Below are 23,975 nucleotides of genomic sequence, written 5' to 3'. Positions count from 1 at the left end.
TATAGTTGTATATATGTACATTTACAGGCACGCTTAGGTCCCATACCTTGATTTTATCGGTATCCACCTGAAACAGCAAGGAATAAGAACACCTGAGCCTGTTTTGAAATTAACTAGAGGAGAATGAATTATGAAGGAAGAACGGCTGCCCGCCGCTTATACCACTGCCATGAAAGAGATGCTGGGGCAGGAGGCGGACGCTTTTCTGCACAGCTATAATATGCCGAGGACTCAAGGCTTGCGGTTAAATACTTTAAAAGCTGCTCCCGGCAGCGGTCCTGCTTCACATGCAATTTCACTGTTTGGCCTGACGCCGGTTCCGTGGTGCCCCACAGGCTATTACTATGAAGATCCTGCCCGGCCGGGCAGACATCCCTATCATTCGGCCGGATTATATTATATTCAGGAACCGTCTGCAATGTCCGCTGCCGAGCTGCTGGCCCCGCTCCCCGGTGAAACCGTGCTTGATCTGGCCGCAGCACCCGGAGGCAAAACCACACATCTCGCTTCTTTAATGCAGGGACAAGGACTGCTTGTCTCGAATGAGATACACCCTGAACGGGCCAAAATTCTGGCTGAAAATGTCGAGCGGCTCGGTATTTCCAACGCACTGGTGACAAGCAGCAGTCCGGGGGAAATGTCGCGGCGGTTCATGGAGGTCTTCGACCGGATTATGCTCGATGCGCCTTGTTCGGGGGAAGGCATGTTCCGCAAGGATCCCGACGCCGTCAGCGAATGGTCACCTGAGCATGTGAAGATGTGTGCAGATAGACAATGGGATATTTTACAGGATGCTTACCTTATGCTGAAGCCCGGCGGCACTATGGCCTACTCGACTTGCACGTTCAACCGTCAAGAAAATGAGGAGACCCTTGCCCGGTTTACAGCAGCTTATCCGGATATGCAGCTCATCACGCAAAAAAGACTCTGGCCCCATCTGGAAAAAGGCGAAGGACACTTTGTAGCGTTGCTGCGTAAAGCAGCCAATGACGACAGCGGAAGCCCCCGCAGCAAACGAAATGCCGACCGTGGCAAAAGCGGTCCCAAGCTCACATCCTCCGTCCGGGATGCTTATCAGCAATTCATGAACTGGGCCGCGGCCGAGCTTCCCGGGTTTACCGGGCAGGGCGTACCCCTTCTGTTCGGGGAATCGTTATACTTGCTGCCGGAGTCATTCAGCGAACGTATGCATACCGGCCTGCTGGAAGGTCTCAAGGTGCCCCGTGCCGGCCTGCATATCGCCCACCTGAAGAAGAACCGGATTGAACCTGCCCATGCCCTGGCAATGGCACTGAGGCCTGATCAGGCAGCACGCAGCTTTGATTTGGCTGCGGACAGCCTGGATATTCAGGCTTGGCTGCGGGGCGAAAGCCTGCCGGTTCCGCCAGAGCTGCATGGCTGGACGCTTGTTACGGTAGAGGGGCTGCCGGTCAGCTGGGGCAAAGCCAGCTCCGGCCAGCTTAAGAACCATCTGCCTAAAGGACTCAGAATCATGAAAGCCCATCTTGACGGCGGGTTAGGCAGCTGACCATTTCACAAGGCCTTCCTTCGCATATGATGTCATTATCCCAGGGATGCTGCAGCCAGGGTGCACGGCAATGGGAACTAGACATGAGTTAAGGGAGGAATCAGATATGGGTACAATGCCAGGCTTCACATCAACCGGTGCGATTTTGGTACTCTTCATTTTGCTAGTCATCATTTCGCGTTCGTTGTTTGTCTAATTCCATCCGAAGACACTGCAACAGTGACAACAAGCGGCCTTACCGCCCTATACCGGGCGGAACAGCCGCTTGTTTTTTTTCATATGGATTTTATTTTCAGAATAGCCCCTTAACAAATACGGGTTGATCCCCCTTTTGCAACAATCCTGCACATGACAAAAAAGCATAAACAGCGCCGTCCGGCACCGTTATATGCTTGGCTTCGATCTCATATGAGGGCTATAAGCAATATTTTAACAGTGCGTCACGCACGCCATGTTCGTTATTCGTACCCGTAACCGCATCCGCAGCAGCTTTGACTTCAAGCGGTGAATTCTCCATTGCAATTCCAAGACCCGCGTAAGTCAGCATGGAAATATCATTATAATAATTCCCGATAGACAGCACTTCCTCCCGCTGAATTCCGAGCCTCGCTGCAAGATTCTTCAGCGCATTGCCTTTGGACGCATCCTGATGCATAAAATCAGCAAAAAACTCTCCACTGCGTTGGAGGTTGTACTGCTGGGTCCAGGTTCCCCATTCGCGCATTGCTTCATCCAAAGTGTCTGCTTGCGTGAATACCGTGAATTTGACGATCGGTTCGCGGAATTCCTCCCAGCCAGGCAGAGACGCCGGGACGATCCGGAAATGCTCATACATGAAATGAGCTTCCTTGGTCAGATTATCCGCATTATCAACATACATCTCAAAGGCGGTACTTACATCGAAATGTATATTATGCTTCCGGCAATATTCGATATACGGGTCCAGCCCGCGCCCGTCCATGCCGTATTGATCAAGCACTTTGCGATCACTTACCGATACCGTCACCGCGCCATTATGGCCAAGCACATACCCGGACAATCCCAGCTCTTCCATAAAAGGAATTGAATTCTGCGGGCTGCGGCCCGTACATAATACAATTTGTCCGCCCATTTGTGTAACCTCGGCAATCGCTTCTTTATTCTCGTCACTTAAGTGATGATCATCGTTCAGCAGCGTTCCATCCACGTCTAATGCAATCAGTTTGTATTTCATACCTCACCATCCTTGTCCGTCTGTTTATCTATACAGCTATATTAAGCAAGCTTACCAAAGTCCGGTCAACGAGAGACCGCTCTTTAATTAAGCCTGTAATAATCGTTTAGCCAAATTCTTCGGTTAATCGGCTGCTCCATCTGCTGTACCGGTCAGCAATTCCAGTTCCGCAGCAGTTAACTCCCGGCAGGCACCCAGCGGCAGACTTTCATCCAGCTTTAATTCTCCCATCGATACCCGCTTCAAAAAAGTCACCTTTTTCCCTACGGCGATGAACATCCGCTTTACCTGATGGAATTTCCCTTCCGTAATGGTAAGAGAGATCTGCGAGATCGTCTTACTGCCGCGTTCACGGCTGAGAATCGATAACTGAGCGGGCAGTGTGACATAGCCGTCCTCCAGCTCGACACCGGCTGCAAACGCCGCGACATCAGCGGCATCTACCTCTCCCTCCACTGTTGCCTCATAGGTCTTCGGCACATGCTTGCGCGGGGATAGCAGCTCATGGGCAAGCTTGCCGTCATTGGTGAGCAGCAGTAGTCCAACGGTATCCTTGTCCAGCCTGCCGACCGGAAACGGTTCAAACTGCGCATGCTCCGGCTTTAGTAAATCAAGCACTGTCCGGTCCCGCTTGTCTTCAGTGGCAGACAAGACGCCGGGCGGCTTGTTCATCATCAAATACACATATTCACGGTAGCGGACCGGTTCACCGCCCACCTCAATCTCGTCTTTGTAGGGGTCCACATGAAATCCGCTGTCTTTGACCACAGCACCGTTCACAGTGATTAGCCCCTGCTTCGCCTGTTTGCGGATATCACTGCGGGAGCCAATGCCCATATGGGACAGCACTTTATCAATCCTTTGTTTCTTATGTCCTGGTGCGCTCATGCCTTAAGTCCACCTCCAACCTGCGGGATATTCATTCTTAAGCATACCTTCCTGCCATTTCGCCCAGCCGGCACTGAAACCGTCGATACAGACAAGTACATACCCCTTGCTTATACTTCCGGGCTTCACGGACAGGCGCTGCTCAGGAATAGCCAGCGTTTCGCCTTTTAGATAAGACACCGCTTCGCCGTTCCCGCTGGATAGAGACAGGCTACGGCAGCATTCAGCCGGCTGCAGCGCAGTCGCAAGCGGATGGCCGGGTATAAAGCGGCCGCTGCGCACATGGCCTACGTACCAGCCGGGGCGGATCGTCTTTAATCCATCCAGCGCTTCCTTGGGCAGCGGAGAGATGTACAGGTGATCGCCGAACATCACCGGATGACCATCCGGCTGCCAGCCTAGCTGATCTCTGCAGAACTCGCCATAGGCTGCAAGCGCAGCCTCTTCACCGGTCCCCTGCGGCTCGCGTCCCCTCGCTGCGCCGCCTTTGCCGGATGCGCGTCCGCCTTTGCCTCCGCGCCCGCCATCCCCTCTGCCGCCTGTGACTTTGGCCGCCTGCGGGGTCTTACTGCCCTTGCTGTGCACGGAAGCCGGGAGCGCGGTGTCCGCGTTCCCGGCATCTCCTTGCACAGCAGAGCTTCCGTCATGGCGGAGCACCGCCATGAAATGGCCTTCGCCCTTGACCTTATGCGGCCATAGCCGCGCAGCCTCGGGCAATTCACCGAGGCCCGGCGAGAAGCTGCCGGTCCCCCCGGTCGGAACCGCTGTAAACTGCGGATGGCTGGCGAGAAACTCCAGAATGGACCCCTCATTCTCCTCGGGAGCAAAGGTGCAGGTCGAATAGACGATCGTTCCGCCCGGGGTTAATGCTTCTGCGGCCGAGCGAAGAATATCCCGCTGCATATCGGCATACTTCCGGGGTGTCCCAGGCTCCCACTGCTTCACCATATCTTCGTCTTTGCGGAACATGCCTTCGCCGGAGCAAGGCGCATCGATTAGAATCCGGTCGAAAAAACCCGGGAAAGCTGAGGCAATCCGTTCCGGACTCTCGTTCAGCACAATGCCGTTTCTGACACCGTACAGCTCCAGATTTTTGGCCAGAGCTTTGGTCCGCTCCGGGTGAAGATCGTTACTAATGAGCAGCCCCTGGCCCTGCAGCTTGGCGGCAATCTGAGTGGATTTACCGCCTGGAGCGGCACACAGATCAAGCACACGGTCGCCAGGCTGTACATTAAGCAGCTCAACCGATGCCATCGCGCTCGGTTCCTGTATGTAATATAACCCGGCATGGTAATAGGGATGTTTGCCCGGTCTTGTCCCATCCTCCGTATAGAATCCTGTAGGACACCAGGGAATGGGCTGAAGCTCAAACGGCGAGTGCTCCAGCAGCTCCTGGACCGTAATCTTCAGTGTATTGACACGGATTCCTCCATAAGGTGTTTCCTTATAGGTGTCCGCGAATTGCTCATATTCCGTTCTCAGCAGTTCTCTCATGCGTTCCGTGAAAGTTCTGGGCAGTTGTGCCGCCATGTTGCCGTCCTCCTGCTGTGTTACCTGAATTTAGGGAATAATAGTTCAAGGAACACCCCTGCGGGGTGCTCCTGATAATGTAGCGTTATCACAGCATCTTATTTCCGATGCGCTTTGTCCGGCCGCTTTGGCCCTCGCCTTTGGGGCTGGTTGGGCTTTATGCCGGCCGCAGCCAGCTTCACCTCTGCCGCCAGCACCGGATCCAGAATATCGATGGTCAGATCATAATAAAGAAACGGCTGAGCTTCATACGCCTTCAATTGTTCTGCGTAGGCCCTTACTTCCCTTACCAGATTAGTTAGATCGATACCCAAGGAATCACCAGGATAGGTTCCAAGCACTTCATGTGCCCGGTCCATCATAATCGCTGCGCCGCGGACATTGTTGTTACGGAAATGATACAGCCCCACTGCTACCTGTAGAAGGGCTTTGTACAAAGGATTGCGTTCCTGCGCCAGCCACAGCTCTTCAAGCACCTCATGACATTCAAAATAATCTCTGTCACGGTTGAAGTAGACCAGGTAAGCCAGGTACAGCGGTTCATAGGCCATCTGGAAGACTATCCTTTTTCGCTCCTGAGAGCAGCTCCCGCACATGATCCAGCAGCTCTTTCATAGCTTCCATATCCTGAGTCTGCCAGATCACATTGAACCGCTCCTGGCTTTCAATCGCCTCATTCACCAGATGGTAGAAATACAATTGATGAATCGCCTTGAGTACCTGAGTGGTCATATTCGAGTTTTCCTCGAACGTCTTTTGTGCTTCCAGAATTTCTTCACGGATGCTGGACATTTCACTATCCAGGATCGACGCGGCCTCCGCAGCTGTTTTCAGGCGTATCCGCATTTCATCCGGCAGGCTTTCACGGTATTTATAGTTCAGGGAATGTTCGATCGTTGCCCAGAAATTCATCGCGAGTGTACGGATTTGAATTTCGGCAAGTACAATCTTTTGTCCCAGAGCAGTTTGCACAGGATATTTAATAATCATATGGAAGCTTCGGTAGCCGCTTTCCTTATAATTGGTGATGTAATCTTTCTCATACAGCACTTCAAGATCTTTGCGGGCGCGGATATATTCCGCCACTCTGCGGATATCTTCAACGAACTGGCACATAATCCGTATGCCGGCGATATCTTCAATGCCCGTTTCCAGATCCTCCATCTTCACATTAAGCCGCTGGGCCTTCTCCAGTATGCTTGACAGCCGTTTTACGCGTCCTGTAACGAACTCAATCGGCGTATATTCTTCTCTTTTCTTAAGCTCCGAGCGCATTGTTTTAAATTTAACCTTAAGTTCCTCCACAGTCTGTTCATATGGAAGCAAAAAAGTTCCCCAGTCCCTGCCGTCCATCGCCTTCGTCCTCCTGTCCATTCATCCTTCAGTGATGATCGGCGCCCACCGCTTCTAGGATATGAGAGAATCCGTCCCGCCGCAGCAGCTTCCTGAGTCCGGCATGCAGTCTGCGGTTAACCTCCGGTCCTTCATAGATGAGAGCCGTATAAATTTCAACCAGGCTTGCACCTGCCCGGATTTTGTCATAAGCATCCTGGCTGCTAAAAATCCCGCCCGAGCCAATGATTGGCAGCTTCCCGCCGGTCTGGCGGTAAATACTGCGGATAATATCTGTAGAACGGTCTCTCAGCGGCTTGCCGCTTAGCCCGCCTGTTTCTCCGGCCTTCTCACTGATCAATCCTTCACGGCTAAGTGTCGTGTTGGTGGCAATTACGCCATCTACTCCCGCATCCGAAAGTGTATGTACCATGAATTCCAATTCACTGTCGCTGACGTCAGGAGCAATCTTGACCAGCAGGCTTTTAGCTATGCCGCTCTTGTTCCGCTGGATAGCCATTTCTTCCTTGACCTCGGCCAGCAGCTTCGACAGCTCGCTTCCATGCTGAAGACTGCGCAAATCCGGTGTATTCGGAGAGCTGATATTGACCACAAAAAAATCACCGTACGGATATAGCGTACGGATACACTTGCGGTAATCCTCATGCGCCGTTTCATTCGGAGTGGCTTTGTTGCGCCCGATGTTGACCGCTACAGGTATCCTGCGTTTCCCCTGTACCTTAAGCCGTTCCGCCATCGCCTCCGCACCTTCATTATTGAAGCCCATCCGGTTGATGAGCGCTTCGTCTGGAAGAAGACGGAACAGCCGCGGACTGTCATTGCCGGGCTGCCCTTTGGGGGTTACCGTACCAACCTCCATAAATCCGAAGCCGATTGACGAAAAGCCGCCCACCGCCTCGGCGTTTTTGTCCAGTCCCGCTGCCAGACCCACCGGAGTGGGGAAATGCAGGCCGAACAGATCTACTGCCATATCCGCGGTTTCAGGGACACCGTACATCAAACGCATGGCCGCGCTGCCGCCCGGAACCAGTGCCGATTTGTTTAATCCGCCTATGACGAGATGATGTGCCTTCTCCGGGTCCATTTTAAAGAAAATAGGTTTGCCAAAATGTCGATACAGCACCGTTCTCGCTCCTTCAAGGGATCACTCGATTCGTCCTCCGACTCCCCGTTTCTGTTAGTATTCTTCTTAATTTTATCCGTTTCCGGAGGAAAAGAAAAGTTTTTTGGGTTGCGGAGTTTCCGGGCTGAGGTGGAGAGTATAGTAATTTTCTCCTAAACCCATTACAATGTAAGGGTAATCACCGATCAAGAGAGAAAGAAGGATGGCAATTATGTCAACTAAACGTAAACCTCCAACACTTCAACAGAAGAAAGAAGAAGTGAACCGCAAAGCAATCCTTTGGATTAGCGCAAGTCTGGTCCTGCTGGTGCTTCTTATCATTGTTCTATTTATTGTAGCAGGCAATTAATTCAGCCAGTGGTAGACTTTGTTGGGGTTGGTCTGATTTCGAGGTGCTCCAGAGGGGAAACGGTCCTCCGGAACCAGCAGCTCCTCAGGCAAAACCCCTTTACTAATCTGCACCTTCGTTCCTCTGGGTACAAGCGCGAATAATTCTTCCACATCCTTACGGCTCATGCGGATACAGCCCAGCGACTCATCCTTGCCGATGCTTTCCGGTTCATTGGTGCCGTGGATCGCATAATTGCTATCCGAGAGCTGCATGCCCCGGCTGCCAAACTCCCCGTTATCATGGCCATTCGGATTAACCACCTTATCTGTAATTGTAAAAGCCCCTTCAGGAGTCTTATCGCCCCCCAGCCCAACCGCATAGTTCCGCAGAATAACCGAGCCGCTGGTAACTGCCAGACGGTGATTTTGTTTATCCACAATAATAGTAAGAGATCCGTTGAAAAAAGGGATTTCCTGCGCCGTTTCTCCTGCTGCCCCAGCCCCGCCTCCAGTCCCGGCTCCTGCTTGCGGTTCCTTATTCAAATCCCCGTCAGCTCTGCCCGCCTGCTGTTTGGACATGGAATCAGCTGCCGAAGCACGCAGTGACGCGAATTTCTCCTTCATCAAAGGTGTAGCCGCGCTAAGCCAATTGCCGGGAAAAGCACCTGTCAGCTCTTTTAGAGATTGAGGCAGTTTCCCTTTGCTGCTCTTATAAGCTCGCATTGCGCTCCATAATACGGCTAACTGCTCCTGCTGCTCCTGCCATTGCGCCGCCTGCTTCTGCAGCTCCCCGGATTCCGGCGGCTTACATTCACAACGGGCCTGATCATAGGATTGGTAGACGGTACGCCCGTTTTCATTCTTCACCACAGTTGCAGTAAGCGGCAGCTTCTTTTTCCATATTAGCCATTTCCCGGAACGGTCCATCCCCAGGATGGCAGTCTCTACCGGACTCTTGCTCTGCACAATACCCGCAAACGCCTGGCTGGCCGCAGCTGCATCTCCGGCGGCTAGGGCTGTAAAGGCCAGCTTTGGCGGTTGATCACGCTGCTCTTCCTCTGTAACCGTCTCCTGGGCATCAGCAGCCAGCTGTGCAGGAACGTCCTTACCATCATCCAGCAGGGATTCCAGCGTGATCCCGGAGTTTGCTTCGGGCGATACCGCCGGAGGCAGGAACATTAACAGCAACAGTACGAGAGCCACCAGTGTCCTACGCTTCCTCAGCTTGGACTGATGGCGTTCATGCGCCACTTTCAGCAGCCCATCCTCATATTCACGCAGCATATCCGCAGGGACCTTGCTGTGTTCAAAAGCCTCATATACTTCTCCTGCCTGATTGTAGCAATAATTAGCTTTCCCCTGCTGGCCGTTCTTATAGTATTCCTTACCAAGCAAGTACCATGCCATCTTGTTATCAGGATGCATTTGGACATATGCCTTAAGATGCTGCGAATTTTTCATCGGGGCCTCCGCGGGTGATTGATTGATATATTCCTTATATCGGCCAGTTCATCAAAAAAAGACATCCCAGCCGAATTTTTGCCGGCGAAGAGATGTCTTTATGCAAATAAAAGGATCAAATATAAGCTTAGGCTTTATATCTGATCCTTATATTCAGTGGAGAACTAACCGCTTAATGGATTAACCTTCTTTGTTGAAAGGTGCATCCGCAATTTTAATGGAATCCGTTGGGCATCCGTCGGCCGAATCCTGAAGATCATCGAACAGATCATCCGGAATCGCTGTACAACCGCGGTTACTGTCATTCTCATAAATTACTTCTGCCAAACCTTCGTCATCGTAATCAAAAATATCAGGAGCCGTTGCGCCACACGCACCGCAAGCGATGCAAGTGTCTTTTTCGACCCAAGTGTACTTAGCCATTTTATCTCTGCCTCCCGTTAAACAATACAGCCTGCAGTAGCAGCCTGTTATTTCAATCATATTAATATAAATAGAATACAATTTCAATGAATTTTCAACACATTTACACAATTGCCGCATAATCAGCGGGTTGTTTTGCTATGCAAGGATAGGATGGATTAGGCTTGATCCGGATCCACACTCTGCAGATTGTCCTTCTGCAGCGAGGTGCCCCGCTCCTTATGATTACGTAAGCGGGCTGAATGGCTGTCACTGAGCATCCCTGCGGTAAGAACGGCATTTTCACCGAATTTATTGCGCAGCATGTCCATGGTCTTATTCAAGGATTCCTTTTTCGGCTGGCGTTCATAATCAAACAAATCCAGCTGGATCGCCGACTCCTCTTTGGCCGTAAGGCTTTGCAGGGTTACTCCCAGCAGCCGCACAGGCTTCTCATTGTTCCAGTGGCGGGCAAACTGCTCACATACCGCCTTGTAGATATCTTCAGCGCTTTCGGTGGGAGCCTCAAGCTGGCGGGAGCGGGTAATAGTCTTCATATCTGGTGTACGTATTGTGAGCTGCACTCCTGCAGCAACCAAGCCTTGCTTCCTTAATCGGCGGGCCACCTGGTCACTGAGGTTGAGCAGAATCGGCCTGGCTTCAGCCAGCCCGACTACATCTCTAGGCAGTGTCGTCGTATGCCCGATCGACTTGCTCTGTTCCCGTTCTGGATTCACTATTCCATAATCAATCCCGTTACCCGCCCGCTTCAGCCAAGAGCCCATAACACCAAAGTGATCTACCAGAAACTTCTCGTCGGCTGCCGCCAGCTGGCCTATATTGTAGATGCCTAGTTTGCGCAGCTTCTCAGCAGTTTTGCCGCCGATACCGAACATATCCCCGCAGGGCTTGTTCCAAAGAATATCCGGCACATCCCGCAGACGCAGGACCGTAATGCCATTGGGTTTCTTCAAATCGGATGCAATCTTAGCCAGCAGCTTGTTTGGGGCAACACCGATGGAGCAGGGAAGTCCAAGCTCCTCCATAATCCGCCGCTGAATGGCTGCCGCAATCTCCAGAGGTGTGCCAAACTGCCGGGAACCAGTGATGTCCAGGTAACATTCATCAATTGAAACTGCTTCAAGCAGCGGAGTATAGCTATAGGCAATCTGCATAAATGCATTGGAGTACTTTCGGTACAAGTGGAAGTCCGGTTTAATCAAGATTAATGAGGGATAAATCCGCAGTGCCTTTTGCACCTGCATGCCCGTAGAGATTCCGTACTTCCGCGCAGCATAGGAACAGGTGACGATAATTCCTCTGCGCAGCTCCACACTGCCTGCTACCGCTGTCGGTTTGCCTTTATATTGAGCAGGATCTTCCGCCTCATGCACAGAGCAGTAAAAAGCGTTCATATCCACATGCAAAATAACCCTGCCGCTCGTCGGGTAATACTGATCCACGTTCTGCACAATATCTACCTTCTTATCTTCATGGTTCCATTGTTAAATTCAGCATACCTCTTTCGCCGGCGGGAGGTCAACCGAGCAGCACCTTCCTGTAAAGTTCTTTGTTACATTCCCGCGTAAAAATGCTATAATATAAAAATTATTTACCTTATACGTATGCTTTCGAAGCCAGTTTTGAACGATGCTGTTCTTTGAAGCCATGCTCACAAAACTTTTAGGAGGACTCTTATGTCTAAGTCCATTTCCATCTTCGATACGACACTGCGCGACGGCACCCAAGGCGAGGGCATCAGTCTGTCGGCAGATGACAAGCTGAAGATTGCTAAGAAACTCGATGATCTGGGTGTGCATTATATTGAAGGTGGCATCCCGGGAAGCAACAATAAAGACATTGAGTTTTTCAAAAGAGTCAAGGAACTGTACCTGAATGCCAAAATCACTGCTTTCGGCAGCACTCGCCGCAAAAACTCCCTTGCTGAGCATGATGAGAATCTGCAAAGAATGATCGACGCCGGAGTGCCTGCGGCTACTCTAGTCGGAAAGTCATGGGATTTTCATGTGCATACCGCACTGCAGACTACCTTAGAAGAGAATCTTGCCATGATCGGTGATTCCATTGCTTATCTCAAACATAAAGGCCTCGAGGTCATCTTCGATGCTGAGCATTTCTTCGACGGCTTCAAGAACAATCCGGAGTATGCCGCCGCTGTGCTTGCCAAGGCCCGGGAAGCCGGAGCAGACTGGCTCGTGATGTGCGATACGAACGGCGGCACACTCCCTAATGAAGTTTATGACATCGTGTCGGCAATGTCGGGGCAACTGTCCGGCGCATCACTTGGCATCCACACCCATAACGACTGCGAACTTGCAGTTGCCAATGCACTTAGTGCAATTAGTGCCGGCGCCCGTCAGGTGCAGGGTACTATTAACGGCTATGGAGAACGCTGCGGCAATGCCAACTTATGCTCTATTATTCCAACACTTCAACTAAAAATGGGTTATCACTGCATCCCTGGCGATTCACTCCCGCAACTGACCAACACCGCCAGATATATCAGCGAAGTAGCCAACGTAAATATGCCGGTGAATCAGCCATACGTCGGAACCGCCGCTTTTGCCCATAAAGGAGGCATTCATGTCTCCGCCATTCTGCGTGATTCACGTACCTACGAGCATATTGCACCGGAATTGGTCGGCAATAAACAGCGTGTACTTGTCTCTGAGCTTGCTGGCCAGAGTAATGTCCTGTCCAAAGCGCTGGATATGGGGCTAAGCCTCGATCCTACCAGCGAGCAGGCCCGCAAGGTCATTGACAAGATCAAAGACCTGGAGCATCAGGGGTACCAATTCGAAGGTGCAGATGCTTCGCTTGAGCTGCTGCTGCGGGAAGCCACCGGGGAGCTTAATGAGCTGTTCACTTTCGAATCCTTCAAAATGCTAGTTGAAAAAAATGCCGGCCAGCCTGTTGTCTCCGAAGCCTTTGTTAAACTTCGGGTCGGCGGAGACAGTCTGTATACAGCCGCTGAAGGCAATGGACCTGTCAATGCACTAGATAATGCATTGCGTAAAGCGCTGCAGACCTATTTCCCTCAGCTCGATGAAATGCACCTCTCCGACTATAAGGTGCGGGTACTCGATGAGCAGGATCAGACCGCCGCGAAGGTACGGGTCTTGATTGAATCCAAAGACTTCAATCATACCTGGAGCACGGTAGGGGTATCCAGCAATGTGATTGAAGCGAGCTGGGAGGCTCTGGTTGACAGTATGCGTTATGCTCTTCTTGGACAGATCTCGCTGGAAAATCAGCAAAAGAACAGCAATGAACCTAAGGGATTAGTTAACCACTAAAGTTCGTTTCTCTGAACAAGCATACACACCATAAAGCCCCTCTGCAGACAGGATATCCTGAACGCAAAGGGGCTTTAGGCAGATTTTCGTACGCCTTAAGAGCCGGTAAGTGAAATAATCTTCTTTTCCAGCTCCTCAGCTGTCAAAGCACCAAGTACAACTTCTGCAATCACACCATTTTTGTCAATCAGCACATTGGTTGGAAACACCTGGCCTTGATATTTGTCAAACACTGTGCCTTTACTATCAAACATCACAGGAAAAGCCAGCATATATTTCCTGATGAACCGTTCCGCGTTTGGCTTATAATCCTGGCTCGTTACGTTGATTCCGTAAATATCCAGAACATCCTTATATTTCAGCGCCATTTTATTCAGTTCAGGTGCCTCCAGCTGGCAGGGTTCGCACCATGAAGCCCAGAAGTTCACAATAAGCGCCTTCTGCCTGGGGCCGCCCACTTGATACACATTCCCGGTACTGTCCTCCAGAGAGAACGCAGGGGCTGCCAAACCCGCACCTGCACCGCTTGCGGACGCAGACGCCTGCTGCTCAATGACAGGAACCGTCTCCGGCTCCGTCTTAAAGCGGTGCTCTATCGCAAGCACAACCAGAAATACAATCAGGGCCACAACCGTTAGATTACGTTTATTAACAGCTCTCATCAGTATGTCTGTTCCTTTACAAATGGGATGGGTTGCTCCTATTGTACCCTCAATGCAGGCAGTTTCAAACCATCTGTAAAATAAAAAAAGAGGATCCCGTCTAAGACGGAATCCTATGAAGAGAGAGGGGTAAATACTTGACAGCACACCAGGGAACAACCCCGCCGATTCGACTGGATTCCTCCGTTCAGCTCATGCTGGGGAAGCACTTGCTGACCTGCTTTCCGCATGAAGCATGCGGATTACTGCTGGGCACTGCCGCAGCGGGGGGCATGCTCATCTGCAGCTATGTGCCGATGAGCAACGTAGCGCCTGACCCGCTGCATGCATTTGTTCCCGACCCTCGGGAATGGGTCAAAGGACTATACAGCGACCCGGCACCCATTGGCCTGTTCCACTCCCATCCAAGCTCACCACCCTGGCCATCCGCTGCCGACCTGCTGGGTCTGGCTTCCTTGGGTCAGCAATTCAAAGTTTATCTGATCGGCTCCCCCGGCAAAGATGACCCAGAGCTTCCGGTACTAAATGGTTTCATTATTGACCGGCAGCGTGGAACCGACGGCGGTCTAAGCCAGCAATTACTCCATACCCGACTCTACGCTCTGCTCAAGTAAGCATAAAGATCTCCCAGCGTCTCCACCTGGCGTTTCTGCGAAATTTCCCTGAGATAAGACACCCATAAACGTGCAGTCATCTTAGCATCCTCCAGGGCGTTATGCCGCCCTTCGATGGGGATTTCATGAACCGCGAGCAGCTCATCCAAGGTATAATTGCTGCGGTGCGGCTCCAGCCAGCGGGCCAGCATCATCGTGTCCAGTACCCTGTGGGTAAGTTGTACCTTTGAGGTTTTCCACAATGCAGCGTTTAAAAAGGCTTTGTCATGCGCACTCCCATGTGCCACAAGCACACGCTGGCCTACAAACGACATGAAATTATGAAGGCCGTCGATCAATGAAGGCGCGGATGATGTCATCTCCTCGGAAATTCCAGTAAGTCTTGTAATATTGTCCGGTATCGACGTCTGGCAATTCACAAGTGTGTAAAAGCACTCATCTTCTTTGATTTCTTCACCGACTACCCGGATTGCTCCAAAGGACATAATTTCATCGCCATGCTGATGTGAGAACCCGGTCGTTTCCAGATCGAATATGACCGTCTCCAGTTCGGAAAGCGGGGTATGCAGTACTTCAGGTCGCCGCTTCTCGCGCATGAGTGATCGGATAAAGGCCATTTGCTGCGCGGTTTGCTGTGCCGATTCCCCGCCTCTCATCGATGCAATGGCGGAGGGCATTCCGCCTTGCCTCAGATTATTCCAGAATCCTCCGCCTTTGTTTGGCTCCTTCATGACTGCCTCCTTTCCGCTGACCGGAGCTGACGCTGCAGAGCCCTGTGTAAGCGTCTGACCAGCAGCAGACTTTCACGCAGCTCGGACAGGAGCTGCTTATTCTTCAAAGCATTGCCGGAAATATAGTCACTGCTCGACAACATACCATCACGTTCAACGAAAGGTGTGTTCACCCGCATCCGCAACGCCGTCAAAAAAGCCCGCCGGATATTTTCAAGATGCTCGTATTGGTCCAGTTCACTAAGCTTTTCAATTCTTTTGAGTGTAGAACTGTCCTCAATTCCGTGCAATAACGCTAAATGTCTGACAATATTGACTAGCGGGATATAGACACCATATTTAATATCAAATCCCCCGGCATTATCGCCGAATCGTTCTGTGAGAACCTGTCCAAGCAGGTTAAGCGTTGCTTTGTGACGTACGGTATTGCGCAGAACCGCAGTACTCAATTTCTCGTTGTCCACAAAGCCGGCATGAAAGGCTTCCCTCCATTCAGCCGATAGCTCAGCACTTCCCGCTACATGTCTCATATCAGAAGCGATAATAAGATACCTTATCGGTTCCCATTCCATCTGGCCCATCCAGCTCTGCAGCTGCATTTTCCATTCCGGAAGTGTCTTGTTCCATAACGGCTCAGAGCACATTACCTTGCCTTCACATTTTTCAAAGCCCACTTCTTCAAGGACATTGGACAACATCCCGCCAAAAGTGGTGAAATAAGCATTCTTATGGTCATCCGGTTCTCCTTCTACAATCAGGCCGTTATCCTGGTCGCTCCAGAGCGTAGCTTCCTGTCTGCCAGCGCTGCCAAATACAATAAAGGAATAGGCGCAGGGAGGCAGGCCGTAGCCCGCCTCCTTCATCTGCGCCTCACAAATGTTTACCGCCGTCTTAGCAATCAGATCGTGCATCGCGTTGACACGGTCCATCCATTCCTCAATTGGAATAACGTTCAACTGTTCCAGAAGTACTCGCTGGCAGGCCGTGCGCCTGCCCTTAAGTTCCTGCGGCGAACCGGCCGTTGCGATGGACAAGTATCGCTTATCTTCGTTCCAGTCTGTCAATTCCATCGAAGCCAATCGGTCCGCCCCCCCGTCAGTAATGTTATCCGTTATTTTCGGGTTTTGGATTCCGATTCAGCAATCAGTTTCATTTGCTCAGGATAACCGTAAGTACCATGCTCACTGATATCCAGACCCATCAATTCTTCCTCTTCTGTTACACGCAGGCCGATAACCAGCTTGATTACATACAGAATGATGAAGGACATTACAGCCACGAATACGAAGGTGCCGGCTACACCAAGCGCCTGAACGCCGAGCTGGTGGAATCCGCCGTCATAGAACAGACCAGCTTTACCTACAAGCGCACCTTTTTCAATCAGATCCGGATCAGCGAAGAGACCAGTGGACAATGCGCCCCACATCCCGGCAATACCGTGAACAGAGAAGGCATAAATCGGATCATCAAGACCAGCGCGTTCCAGCCATTGCGAGGTCATGAATGTGAATGCTCCTGCAACCAGACCGATGATGATAGCTGCCCAAGGCTGTACATATGCACAGGCACCTGTGATGGCAACAAGCGCAGCCAGTACGCCATTCAGCATAGCCGGAATGTCAGACTTGCCAAAGTACAGCCAGGAAGCAATCAATGCAGCCAGACCCCCGGCAGCCGCAGCAATGTTAGTTGTCAGGGCTACGTGTCCGAAGAACCCGCCCATTGGGGACAAAGCACTACCTGGGTTAAATCCGAACCAGCCGAACCAGAGGATGATTACACCGAGTACGGTGAACACTTGGTTGTGGCCTGGAATAATAACCGGTTTACCTTCTTTGTTGAACTTGCCTAGACGAGGTTTAAGCAAGATTGTAGCAACAACCGCTGCCGTTGCACCTGTAAGATGGACTACTGTGGAACCTGCATAATCCTGCATGCTGAGTTCAGCCAACCAGCCGCCGCCCCATACCCAGTGAGCTACGACAGGATAGATGACTACAGAGAACAGAATACCGAAGATAATGTATACGCTCAGCTTAGCACGTTCAGCCATACCACCGGATACGATCGCCAGGGAAACTGCTGCAAAAGCCATTTGGAACAGGAATTTAACGTTAAGGGTTACATCGGAGAATCCGAGGGCGTTATCAAACGATGCAGCTTGTGTATCCCCACCGTACCAGAAGCCTGTAGTTCCGAAGAAGCTGTTGCCGTTACCAAAGCCTAGACCGAAGCCGAGTGCCCAGAAACACAAACATGCAATTGCCAGTGTCAGTACCGTTTTACCGGCAACGTGACCGGCGTTCTTCATCCGGACCGAACCAGCTTCAAGCATTGCAAACCCAGCTTGCATAAAGAATACTAAGATAAATGCCAGAAACGTAAACGCCGTATCCAGACCGATCTGTAAATCCGGTGTTGCCGGTCCATCAGCAGCAAATGCACTGACAGGATAGATCATCAGCGTGATCATGGCCAGAAACATCATCAACATCTTTTTCTTCATCTTAACCCCACTCCCCAATGTTATATTTTCTAACAAATCGTGAAACTCTTAATGTCATTATAATCAGAAGTCAGGTAAATTGACAAGACTATTTTTTTGAATGCATTTAATTTATTTAGAATGAAGATGAACTCTACACTATTTGACCATATTTACACTTTATTGCTGATAAATGAATGATTTTCGCCCCATCCACAGACCACTTCCCTGCAAACGGATACAGTCACTTCACCTTCTTTAATGTATTTTTATTAGCTCTTCGTCTTAAACATGCTCCTCTATGTTAAATAATCTAATCCTTTCTTTCTAATAAAGTGAGTAACCAATATAAGTTAACAACGGCTACCAATTTTCATAAAGACAAGTCCGTCAAGAAAATGATTACCACCTAAAAATGTCACATAACATGTTATATTCATTCTGATACGAGCTTCATCCCGCTCTTTCATCTCCCAACTCGCACAGGTTCATTGGAATCCTGAAAGAAATTGTATCGCTATGCTGTATGCAGAATCTATCCGCCCCGCTTTGCATATACATAAAGTAAGTATGACGTTTGACTGTACGGTTCGTCATTTGGTATCATTTGATATAGAAGTATTTAGTCAAATAATTGCTGTCATTCGAGCTGAATGAATTCGCAAGCGAGGTGAAATAGCATGGGGATATGATCCTATACCGGATTGGAGAACTTGCCAAGGCTGCTAATATAAGTGAACGAACCATTGATTACTATACAAAACTGGGGCTTATCGCTCCGGAATCAAGAAGCATGAAGAATTACCGGCTGTATAGCCATGAAACTTTAATTGCCTTGGAACGTATTAATCAACTTAAGCAAGAGAAATATACATTGGAAGAAATTAAATCCATGATGACCAAATGGAATTCAGCTACTCCTGAAACTGATGTTTCGGACAAACTTGTCCTGCTGGAGCTTCAGATGCAGCGTCTGGAACGTGAAGTAAAAGCACTGGAACCGATGATCAGCGGTTTAAAGCCAGTACAAGCCAAACGTGCACTTGCCGCTCTGATTCCGCAAGGTGTTGCCTGCATGGAAGCGATCCGGCTTCTGCTGACACAGGGGCCGCCAATGTAACTTAACTCACTTACATTACTTGGAGGAATGAAAGATGGCTTTAATGTATCTATTAGTAATTATTGCATTTCTATTTTCGTTGTGGGCCCAGTTCCGGGTAAAGGGCAATTTTAATAAATGGGCTAAAGTGGCCAACATGAACGGCTTAACCGGATATGAAGCAGCACGTCGCATGCTCGATGCCCACGGTCTATATGACGTTCCCATCGAACCGGTCCGCGGAACATTGTCCGACCATTATGATCCGATCCACCGGGTCGTCCGGCTCTCCGAACCAGTCTATTACGAGAGCTCTATCGCGGCTGTCTCCGTGGCCTGCCACGAGATCGGTCATGCCATCCAGCATAAAGAACATTATCCGATGCTGGCACTCCGCCACCGGATGTTCCCGGTCGTTAATTTTGCTTCTGGCGTAGCCCCTTTCATGCTGCTTGCAGGTTTTCTGTTTAGCTCCATGAATCTGGTGGGTCTGGGGATTATCTTCTTCTCTGCTGCTGTCGCATTCCAGCTGGTAACACTTCCGGTTGAATTTAACGCCAGCAGCCGCGCCCGCCAGGTGATGGTCGAACAAGGCTTCATCCGTAACGAGGAGGAACGCGGTGTGGCTAAGGTGCTGAATGCAGCCGCCTTGACTTATGTCGCTGCCGCTTTGGTATCGCTGCTTGAGCTTCTGCGCCTGATCATGATGTTCCTCGGCAACCGCGACTAAGCTTTTTCCAGCTTTCACACATCACGGCACAAACAATACCCCGGAAGGCTACGAGCCTACCGGGGTATTGTTGTTTTTGTCTTTGAAATAAGTGAGCAGGAACGTAAGGAAGGATCTGGCTACCAGCGGCAGCTTCCCTTCACTCCGGTGAATGATACCCACGGTGCGGGTTATCGTCGGCTCCACCACCCTAACCTGGGCAGGCTGCATCGGGTTCGTCTGATACAGTGCCGTTTCCGGAAGCAGGCTTACCCCCATCCCCGCAGCCACCAACCCGCGGATCGTGTCCGTCTCTCCGCCCTCAAAGGCAATCTGCGGTTTAAACCCCGCCTGAACACAGGCTTGCCATACGATTGGCCTTAAGGAATATCCTTGGCTAAACAATACGAATTTATCATCACGCAGCTGTTCCAAGCGGATTACCTCTTCTCCAGCAAGCGGATGATGCTGCGGCAGAATTGCGAACAGCTCCTCGGTCATCACGATATCTCCGGCGACATGACCATCATTTTCCGGAAAAGGGGAAATGAACGCCAGATCCACCTCGCCCGATATCACATCTTTGATCAAAGAAGAATAAGTCCCTTGTTTGAAACGGAATCTGACATTAGGATACAGCCGCCGGAATTCCGCTACAATCGAAGGTATCAGATGAGTGCCAAGGCTGTGCGGAAAGCCGATGCGGATTTCACCGAGCTCCGGGTCCAAAAATTCATGTACCTCAGCCACCGAGCGCTCCAAATCCTTCAGCAGCGACTCTACCCGCTTACAAAAAAGCTGCCCGACCGGGGTAAGCTGCAGATTTCGGCCCTTTTGCATAAACAAGTCCACCCCAAGCTCCTGCTCGAGCTGATGAATCTGGCGGCTTACCGCAGATTGGGCTACATGCAGCTCTTCTGCCGCTCTGGTGACATGCTCTTTTTGGGCAACCTTCAAAAAATACTGCAGCTGTCTTAACTCCACTTCCCCACCCTCTCCTATCTTCTGCGTCTTTTGAAAATACGGATAATCAGACCATACAGGAAAAATCCGGCCACTAAACCGCCAAGATGGGCCATCCAATTAATATTCGGCGTAGCAAAAGACATTACAATCCCCACGACTAACAGCCCGTAGAGTGTTTTACGCGAGCCTTCATCCATCATCCCCCGCTGTATCGCGGCAATATATAAAAACGCACCATAGATCGCATAAATCGCCCCTGAAGCGCCGACAGATACCGTGGCCGTATACGGTTCAGGCGTACCGCCCAGAGCAACCGAAAGAATATTAGCCAGAAAACCGCCGATCACATAGAGAATTGCATACCGCCACCAGCCCAGCAGGCGCTCCAGCGGAGGAGCAAACACCAGCAGTGAAAAGCTATTAAAGAACAAGTGAGCAAACCCGTTATGTAAAAAGGTCGCAGCAAAATATCGCCACAGTTCTTCCTTCTCCGGACCGTTGTCCACTACAGCTCCGAACTTCACAAGTGTATCCAGGTTGGTTGAACCGCCGTTCAGTGAAACAATGACGAACATTAGTACATTTGCCAGCAGCAGAATAACCGTAACTGGATAATACCGCAGATAGCTTTTCCAATTCTCATAACGTATAAAGATCATCGCACCCATCCTTTATGTATGTTGTCCGTTGGACTTTAACCTTCTAAAAAGATTATAATTTATTCTGGCAGTAACAATCCAATAATGCAATTCAAGGAGGAAACAAGGACATGACGCAAGAAAGAACAGGCGTAGCCACATTTAAAGGCAACACGATTACTCTCGTGGGCCCTAAGCTGCAGGCCGGAGATGCCGCACCGGATTTCGTGGTAAGCAAGAACCTGCTGGAGGATAGCTCCCTCAGTGATTACGCCGGCAAAATTAAGCTGATCAGTGTTGTACCTTCCCTGGATACAGGCGTATGCGATGCCCAGACCCGCCGTTTCAACAGCGAAGCCGCGGAGCTCGGTGACGATGTGGTCATCCTCACCATCAGCATGGACCTGCCATTCGCCCAAGCCCGCTGGTGCGGCGCTGCCGGCATTGACCGGGTTATTACCCTCTCGGATCACAAAGAAGCGGCGTTCGGACAAGCTTATGGCGTGCTGATCAAGGAATTCCGCTTGGATATGCGCTCCATCTTCGTCGTCGACAAAAACGACAAATTAGCTTACGTAGAGTACCTGAGTGAGATGGCCGAGCATCCTAATTATGAAGCTGCCATCGCTGCTGTGAAGGAATTACTGTAATCACCTCAGCGCTCATTTTGACACATAACCATACTGTTATCTATAAAAAAGCGGCAGAAGGTCATCCTTCTCCCGCTTTTTGCTATAGGCAACCTTATTTATTATTTTTTTGTACAGTCTCAGCATTTTCCGAAACCGCATACAATCTCTGAACAACGAAGACCGGTCTGAACTTATTCGGTCTTGTATTTGCCCAGCTTCTTATCAAGCGACTCAAAGAGACGTTGAATGACGCGGTAATTGGCACCCAGATCGCCAAGCGATCCTCTGGAGGCAGAGTACATATCCACACCACAACGCACCGGCGAGGTGCTCAGGACGGATACGGTAATGTCCAGCGTTCGGCCGAATGCCGTTCTTTTCTCCAGGGTAATCTCCCCTACAGATTGCACTTCATGAAGCACCTTGAAACCAGGAACCTTCTTCAGCGTTGACGATACTTCATCCCACGCCTTGTCTTTAGAAAGATTGTAATAACGTGTCTTTAAGGCCGGGTCTTTCGCACGGTCGCTTGTTCCGTCATGACTGCGGAATAAACCGACCAAGGTTCTTTTGAGCGACAAAATATTTCCCCCTCTTCAAATCCCAAGTTCATTATTATCAGTGTAACATTCTTATCACAGGAACAAAAGAGCATAGCTCACTTTCCTGTCCTTCTATGTAGTAAGAGCAGTATCACATACCCTCTCAAAGAAGCCAAAAACCTCAAACAAAAAGGTACCCCGTCCCCGCGGATAAGCGGGATACAGGGCACCTTGTCAAAATCAGTAGAAAACCCGCTTATGCCGTCCGGCCACAGTGTCTTCTGAACCTGCTATAGCAGGTGGGTGACCGCAGAAGTCGTTTTTGAATTCCCCAAGTCGTATAGACAGGGCTGTTCAGCCGCGCTTCGTAATAAGTCTCCCAAGACATTATCATTGGTTCAAAACAACGAGCAACCGTAACGTACATCGCAGGATTTATAACTATTATATTGCGTTTTGACGAAAAAGTAAACCTGTATGCGCTTTAATTAACACTGGAATAATATTCTCGTCTCTTTTGCCGAAGATTGTTCAGAACATGTTAAATCCTCTTAGGCTCTTTATCCGTATCGTTGATATCGTCCATATCCTCATCGTCATCATCATCGTCATCGTCATCATCATGGTTCATGAGCCGTTCCGCCGCTTCTCTTTCCGCAGCCTCTTGTGCTTCCAGCTCCTCCTGCTTCTTCTTCTCCACCTGCAGCTGCAGTTTGTTATAAGTGGCGTAGAAGTTGAAGAAGGCGAACATGGCGATTAAGGTAGGAATACATATTGCGTATAATACCGTGTACCGCAGACCTATATAAACAAGCACCGCTGCACCGATTAGCGTAGAGAACACTCGGATCGGCCGGGCAATCGTCAACAGTACAGAATTAGTCACTACTTCTTTGAAGGTCATTTGATAATGAACTACGATGGAGAAGAAATTAAACATGGAGACGAACAAAATAATCATCAGCACCAGCATCAGGATCCCAACGATCTTGAAGTTGGCCATTTGTGTCATGTATACGGTCACATCGACGTACATCACAACAAATAGCACGGTATAGATGAGTCCCCCAAGCATGCTCTTGAAATAATTCTCTTTGTACCCCTGAAAAAAAGTACGGAACGTGCTGACATCCGTATTTCCCATAACCCACTTGCGTACAACTGTGAACAGGGCGGCCGTAGCAGGAAACACAGTGAACGGAGCCAGAATCCCCAGCGTCCAGTTCAGTGTAATCTGTTCATTCGGTCCACCTGCACCCGAACCTAACATAATCATTTTCATAACTGCCATAAACAGAAATGGAATCGAACAAATTGCCCATAAAATATTACTGAAAGCAATCCGTGAAATCCATTCCGTGATGCGGTATAAACCGCCCATAGCTCCCTTAAACTCCAATTCCCTTCCTCCTGTCTGTCTCGCGCATACTGCGTATCTTAACTATACCTTTTTGCCCGGAACTTTTCCAGCGCCCAATCCCAGGAATCTGGGTTAGAGTCTAAGCATCCCCGCCGATTCGTCCATATATTAGGATCGTAACCTTAATTCCACCCCATTCTAAAGGAGGTTGACCTCATGTCCACACCTGTCGGCTACGGCCTCTGGACTTCTACTGGTACTATTCTCGTTTTGTTCATTCTGCTTGTAATCATCACCCGTACTTTTGTAGTCTAACATCCGGAGCATTTAACACTACTCTTCATATCCGCACCAAAAAGAAGACGAGAGCCGCTAAACGGTCTCTCGTCTTC

Annotated in this window: 26 protein-coding genes and 1 other RNA gene; 9 read left to right on the top strand and 18 right to left on the bottom strand. The window is 50.1% G+C overall.

The window, feature by feature from the left end:
• The first annotated feature begins 130 nt into the window (after positions 1–130).
• Both JRJ22_RS09840 and JRJ22_RS09835 read left to right on the top strand, forming a co-directional pair.
• Positions 131–1,528: an RsmB/NOP family class I SAM-dependent RNA methyltransferase gene (locus JRJ22_RS09840; protein ID WP_206104283.1), complete on the top strand. Its 1,398-nt coding sequence runs from the start codon at positions 131–133 to the stop codon at positions 1,526–1,528.
• Between the two features lie 106 nt (positions 1,529–1,634).
• Positions 1,635–1,724 carry a YjcZ family sporulation protein gene (locus JRJ22_RS09835; protein WP_206104282.1) on the top strand — a complete coding sequence of 30 codons (90 nt, stop codon included), beginning with the start codon at positions 1,635–1,637 and terminating at the stop codon, positions 1,722–1,724.
• Between the two features lie 219 nt (positions 1,725–1,943).
• On the opposite strand, the gene JRJ22_RS09830 is transcribed toward JRJ22_RS09835, so the two are convergent.
• From JRJ22_RS09830 to JRJ22_RS09805, 6 genes are all read right to left on the bottom strand, one after another.
• Positions 1,944–2,741 (bottom strand): Cof-type HAD-IIB family hydrolase, encoded by a 798-nt coding sequence (locus tag JRJ22_RS09830; protein ID WP_206104281.1) that lies wholly within the window; start codon positions 2,739–2,741, stop codon positions 1,944–1,946.
• A 123-nt stretch (positions 2,742–2,864) separates the two neighbouring features.
• Positions 2,865–3,629 carry a pseudouridine synthase gene (locus JRJ22_RS09825; protein ID WP_206104280.1) on the bottom strand — a complete coding sequence of 255 codons (765 nt, stop codon included), beginning with the start codon at positions 3,627–3,629 and terminating at the stop codon, positions 2,865–2,867.
• Between the two features lie 3 nt (positions 3,630–3,632).
• On the bottom strand, positions 3,633–5,159 hold the full coding sequence (locus JRJ22_RS09820) for an RsmB/NOP family class I SAM-dependent RNA methyltransferase (protein WP_206104279.1): 1,527 nt from the start codon (positions 5,157–5,159) through the stop codon (positions 3,633–3,635).
• 98 nt (positions 5,160–5,257) lie between these two features.
• Positions 5,258–5,710, bottom strand: coding sequence for a DUF309 domain-containing protein (locus JRJ22_RS09815; RefSeq protein WP_206104278.1), 453 nt, complete (start codon positions 5,708–5,710; stop codon positions 5,258–5,260).
• Entirely contained in the window at positions 5,700–6,512 is an 813-nt protein-coding gene (locus JRJ22_RS09810) for a GTP diphosphokinase (RefSeq protein WP_206105071.1), read from the bottom strand. The genes JRJ22_RS09815 and JRJ22_RS09810 overlap by 11 nt, the downstream gene beginning before the upstream one ends.
• 28 nt (positions 6,513–6,540) lie before the next feature.
• Positions 6,541–7,635 carry a quinone-dependent dihydroorotate dehydrogenase gene (locus JRJ22_RS09805; protein WP_206104277.1) on the bottom strand — a complete coding sequence of 365 codons (1,095 nt, stop codon included), beginning with the start codon at positions 7,633–7,635 and terminating at the stop codon, positions 6,541–6,543.
• A gap of 211 nt (positions 7,636–7,846) precedes the next feature.
• On the opposite strand from JRJ22_RS09805, the gene JRJ22_RS09800 reads away from it, so the two are divergent.
• Entirely contained in the window at positions 7,847–7,984 is a 138-nt protein-coding gene (locus JRJ22_RS09800; protein ID WP_167347608.1) for a hypothetical protein, read from the top strand.
• Here the strand turns inward: JRJ22_RS09800 and JRJ22_RS09795 are convergent.
• The 3 genes from JRJ22_RS09795 to JRJ22_RS09785 form a co-directional block, all read right to left on the bottom strand.
• Complete coding sequence (locus JRJ22_RS09795) at positions 7,981–9,426, bottom strand: L,D-transpeptidase (protein WP_206104276.1); 1,446 nt, start codon at positions 9,424–9,426, stop codon at positions 7,981–7,983. The genes JRJ22_RS09800 and JRJ22_RS09795 overlap by 4 nt on opposite strands.
• A 180-nt stretch (positions 9,427–9,606) precedes the next feature.
• Entirely contained in the window at positions 9,607–9,849 is a 243-nt protein-coding gene (locus JRJ22_RS09790) for a ferredoxin (RefSeq protein WP_054940037.1), read from the bottom strand.
• A gap of 158 nt (positions 9,850–10,007) precedes the next feature.
• On the bottom strand, positions 10,008–11,300 hold the full coding sequence (locus JRJ22_RS09785) for a DNA polymerase IV (protein ID WP_206104275.1): 1,293 nt from the start codon (positions 11,298–11,300) through the stop codon (positions 10,008–10,010).
• Between the two features lie 225 nt (positions 11,301–11,525).
• On the opposite strand from JRJ22_RS09785, the gene cimA reads away from it, so the two are divergent.
• Complete coding sequence (gene cimA / locus JRJ22_RS09780) at positions 11,526–13,145, top strand: citramalate synthase (RefSeq protein WP_206104274.1); 1,620 nt, start codon at positions 11,526–11,528, stop codon at positions 13,143–13,145.
• 95 nt (positions 13,146–13,240) lie between these two features.
• Here cimA and JRJ22_RS09775 read toward each other — a convergent pair whose 3' ends face one another.
• Positions 13,241–13,807, bottom strand: a complete 567-nt coding sequence (locus tag JRJ22_RS09775; protein ID WP_206104273.1) for a TlpA family protein disulfide reductase — start codon at positions 13,805–13,807, stop codon at positions 13,241–13,243.
• Positions 13,808–13,944: 137 nt separating this feature from the next.
• Here JRJ22_RS09775 and JRJ22_RS09770 point away from each other — a divergent pair, with 137 nt between their 5' ends.
• Complete coding sequence (locus tag JRJ22_RS09770) at positions 13,945–14,421, top strand: Mov34/MPN/PAD-1 family protein (protein ID WP_206104272.1); 477 nt, start codon at positions 13,945–13,947, stop codon at positions 14,419–14,421.
• Here the strand turns inward: JRJ22_RS09770 and JRJ22_RS09765 are convergent.
• Genes JRJ22_RS09765 through JRJ22_RS09755 form a run of 3 tightly spaced genes read right to left on the bottom strand, consistent with a single transcriptional unit; the run spans position 14,403 to position 17,658 of the window.
• Positions 14,403–15,152: an exonuclease domain-containing protein gene (locus tag JRJ22_RS09765; protein WP_206104271.1), complete on the bottom strand. Its 750-nt coding sequence runs from the start codon at positions 15,150–15,152 to the stop codon at positions 14,403–14,405. The genes JRJ22_RS09770 and JRJ22_RS09765 overlap by 19 nt on opposite strands.
• Entirely contained in the window at positions 15,149–16,222 is a 1,074-nt protein-coding gene (locus JRJ22_RS09760) for a DUF294 nucleotidyltransferase-like domain-containing protein (protein ID WP_232381176.1), read from the bottom strand. Before JRJ22_RS09760 ends, JRJ22_RS09765 begins: the two co-directional genes overlap by 4 nt.
• Positions 16,223–16,263: 41 nt before the next feature.
• Positions 16,264–17,658, bottom strand: a complete 1,395-nt coding sequence (locus JRJ22_RS09755) for an ammonium transporter (RefSeq protein ID WP_206104269.1) — start codon at positions 17,656–17,658, stop codon at positions 16,264–16,266.
• 667 nt (positions 17,659–18,325) lie between these two features.
• Between JRJ22_RS09755 and JRJ22_RS09750 the strand changes: the two genes are divergently transcribed.
• Positions 18,326–18,757 carry a MerR family transcriptional regulator gene (locus tag JRJ22_RS09750; protein WP_206104268.1) on the top strand — a complete coding sequence of 144 codons (432 nt, stop codon included), beginning with the start codon at positions 18,326–18,328 and terminating at the stop codon, positions 18,755–18,757.
• 34 nt (positions 18,758–18,791) lie between these two features.
• On the top strand, positions 18,792–19,466 hold the full coding sequence (locus tag JRJ22_RS09745; RefSeq protein WP_206104267.1) for a zinc metallopeptidase: 675 nt from the start codon (positions 18,792–18,794) through the stop codon (positions 19,464–19,466).
• Between the two features lie 48 nt (positions 19,467–19,514).
• Here JRJ22_RS09745 and JRJ22_RS09740 read toward each other — a convergent pair whose 3' ends face one another.
• A complete protein-coding gene (locus JRJ22_RS09740) occupies positions 19,515–20,429 on the bottom strand; it encodes a glutamate biosynthesis transcriptional regulator GltC (protein ID WP_206104266.1) in 915 nt (304 codons plus the stop codon).
• A 14-nt stretch (positions 20,430–20,443) separates the two neighbouring features.
• Positions 20,444–21,070, bottom strand: a complete 627-nt coding sequence (locus JRJ22_RS09735) for a rhomboid family intramembrane serine protease (protein ID WP_206104265.1) — start codon at positions 21,068–21,070, stop codon at positions 20,444–20,446.
• A 110-nt stretch (positions 21,071–21,180) separates the two neighbouring features.
• On the opposite strand from JRJ22_RS09735, the gene tpx reads away from it, so the two are divergent.
• Positions 21,181–21,699: a thiol peroxidase gene (tpx, locus tag JRJ22_RS09730; protein WP_206104264.1), complete on the top strand. Its 519-nt coding sequence runs from the start codon at positions 21,181–21,183 to the stop codon at positions 21,697–21,699.
• Positions 21,700–21,872: 173 nt separating this feature from the next.
• Here the strand turns inward: tpx and JRJ22_RS09725 are convergent, their stop codons facing one another.
• The 3 genes from JRJ22_RS09725 to JRJ22_RS09715 form a co-directional block, all read right to left on the bottom strand.
• The gene (locus JRJ22_RS09725) at positions 21,873–22,262 is read right to left on the bottom strand and encodes a DUF1499 domain-containing protein (RefSeq protein ID WP_206104263.1); all 390 of its coding nucleotides are present in this window, start codon (positions 22,260–22,262) and stop codon (positions 21,873–21,875) included.
• Positions 22,263–22,468: 206 nt separating this feature from the next.
• A non-coding RNA gene (gene ssrS / locus JRJ22_RS09720) (6S RNA) lies at positions 22,469–22,661 on the bottom strand.
• Between the two features lie 103 nt (positions 22,662–22,764).
• A complete protein-coding gene (locus JRJ22_RS09715) occupies positions 22,765–23,622 on the bottom strand; it encodes a YesL family protein (protein WP_206104262.1) in 858 nt (285 codons plus the stop codon).
• 177 nt (positions 23,623–23,799) lie between these two features.
• Here JRJ22_RS09715 and JRJ22_RS09710 point away from each other — a divergent pair, with 177 nt between their 5' ends.
• The gene (locus tag JRJ22_RS09710) at positions 23,800–23,898 is read left to right on the top strand and encodes a YjcZ family sporulation protein (protein ID WP_206104261.1); all 99 of its coding nucleotides are present in this window, start codon (positions 23,800–23,802) and stop codon (positions 23,896–23,898) included.
• Positions 23,899–23,975: the final 77 nt, after the last annotated feature.

Source organism: Paenibacillus tianjinensis (assembly GCF_017086365.1).
GTDB classification, from domain to species: domain Bacteria; phylum Bacillota; class Bacilli; order Paenibacillales; family Paenibacillaceae; genus Paenibacillus_AQ; species Paenibacillus_AQ tianjinensis.
The sequence above is the reverse complement of the archived record's forward strand: the minus strand, read 5'-3'. Positions and strand labels throughout refer to the sequence as shown.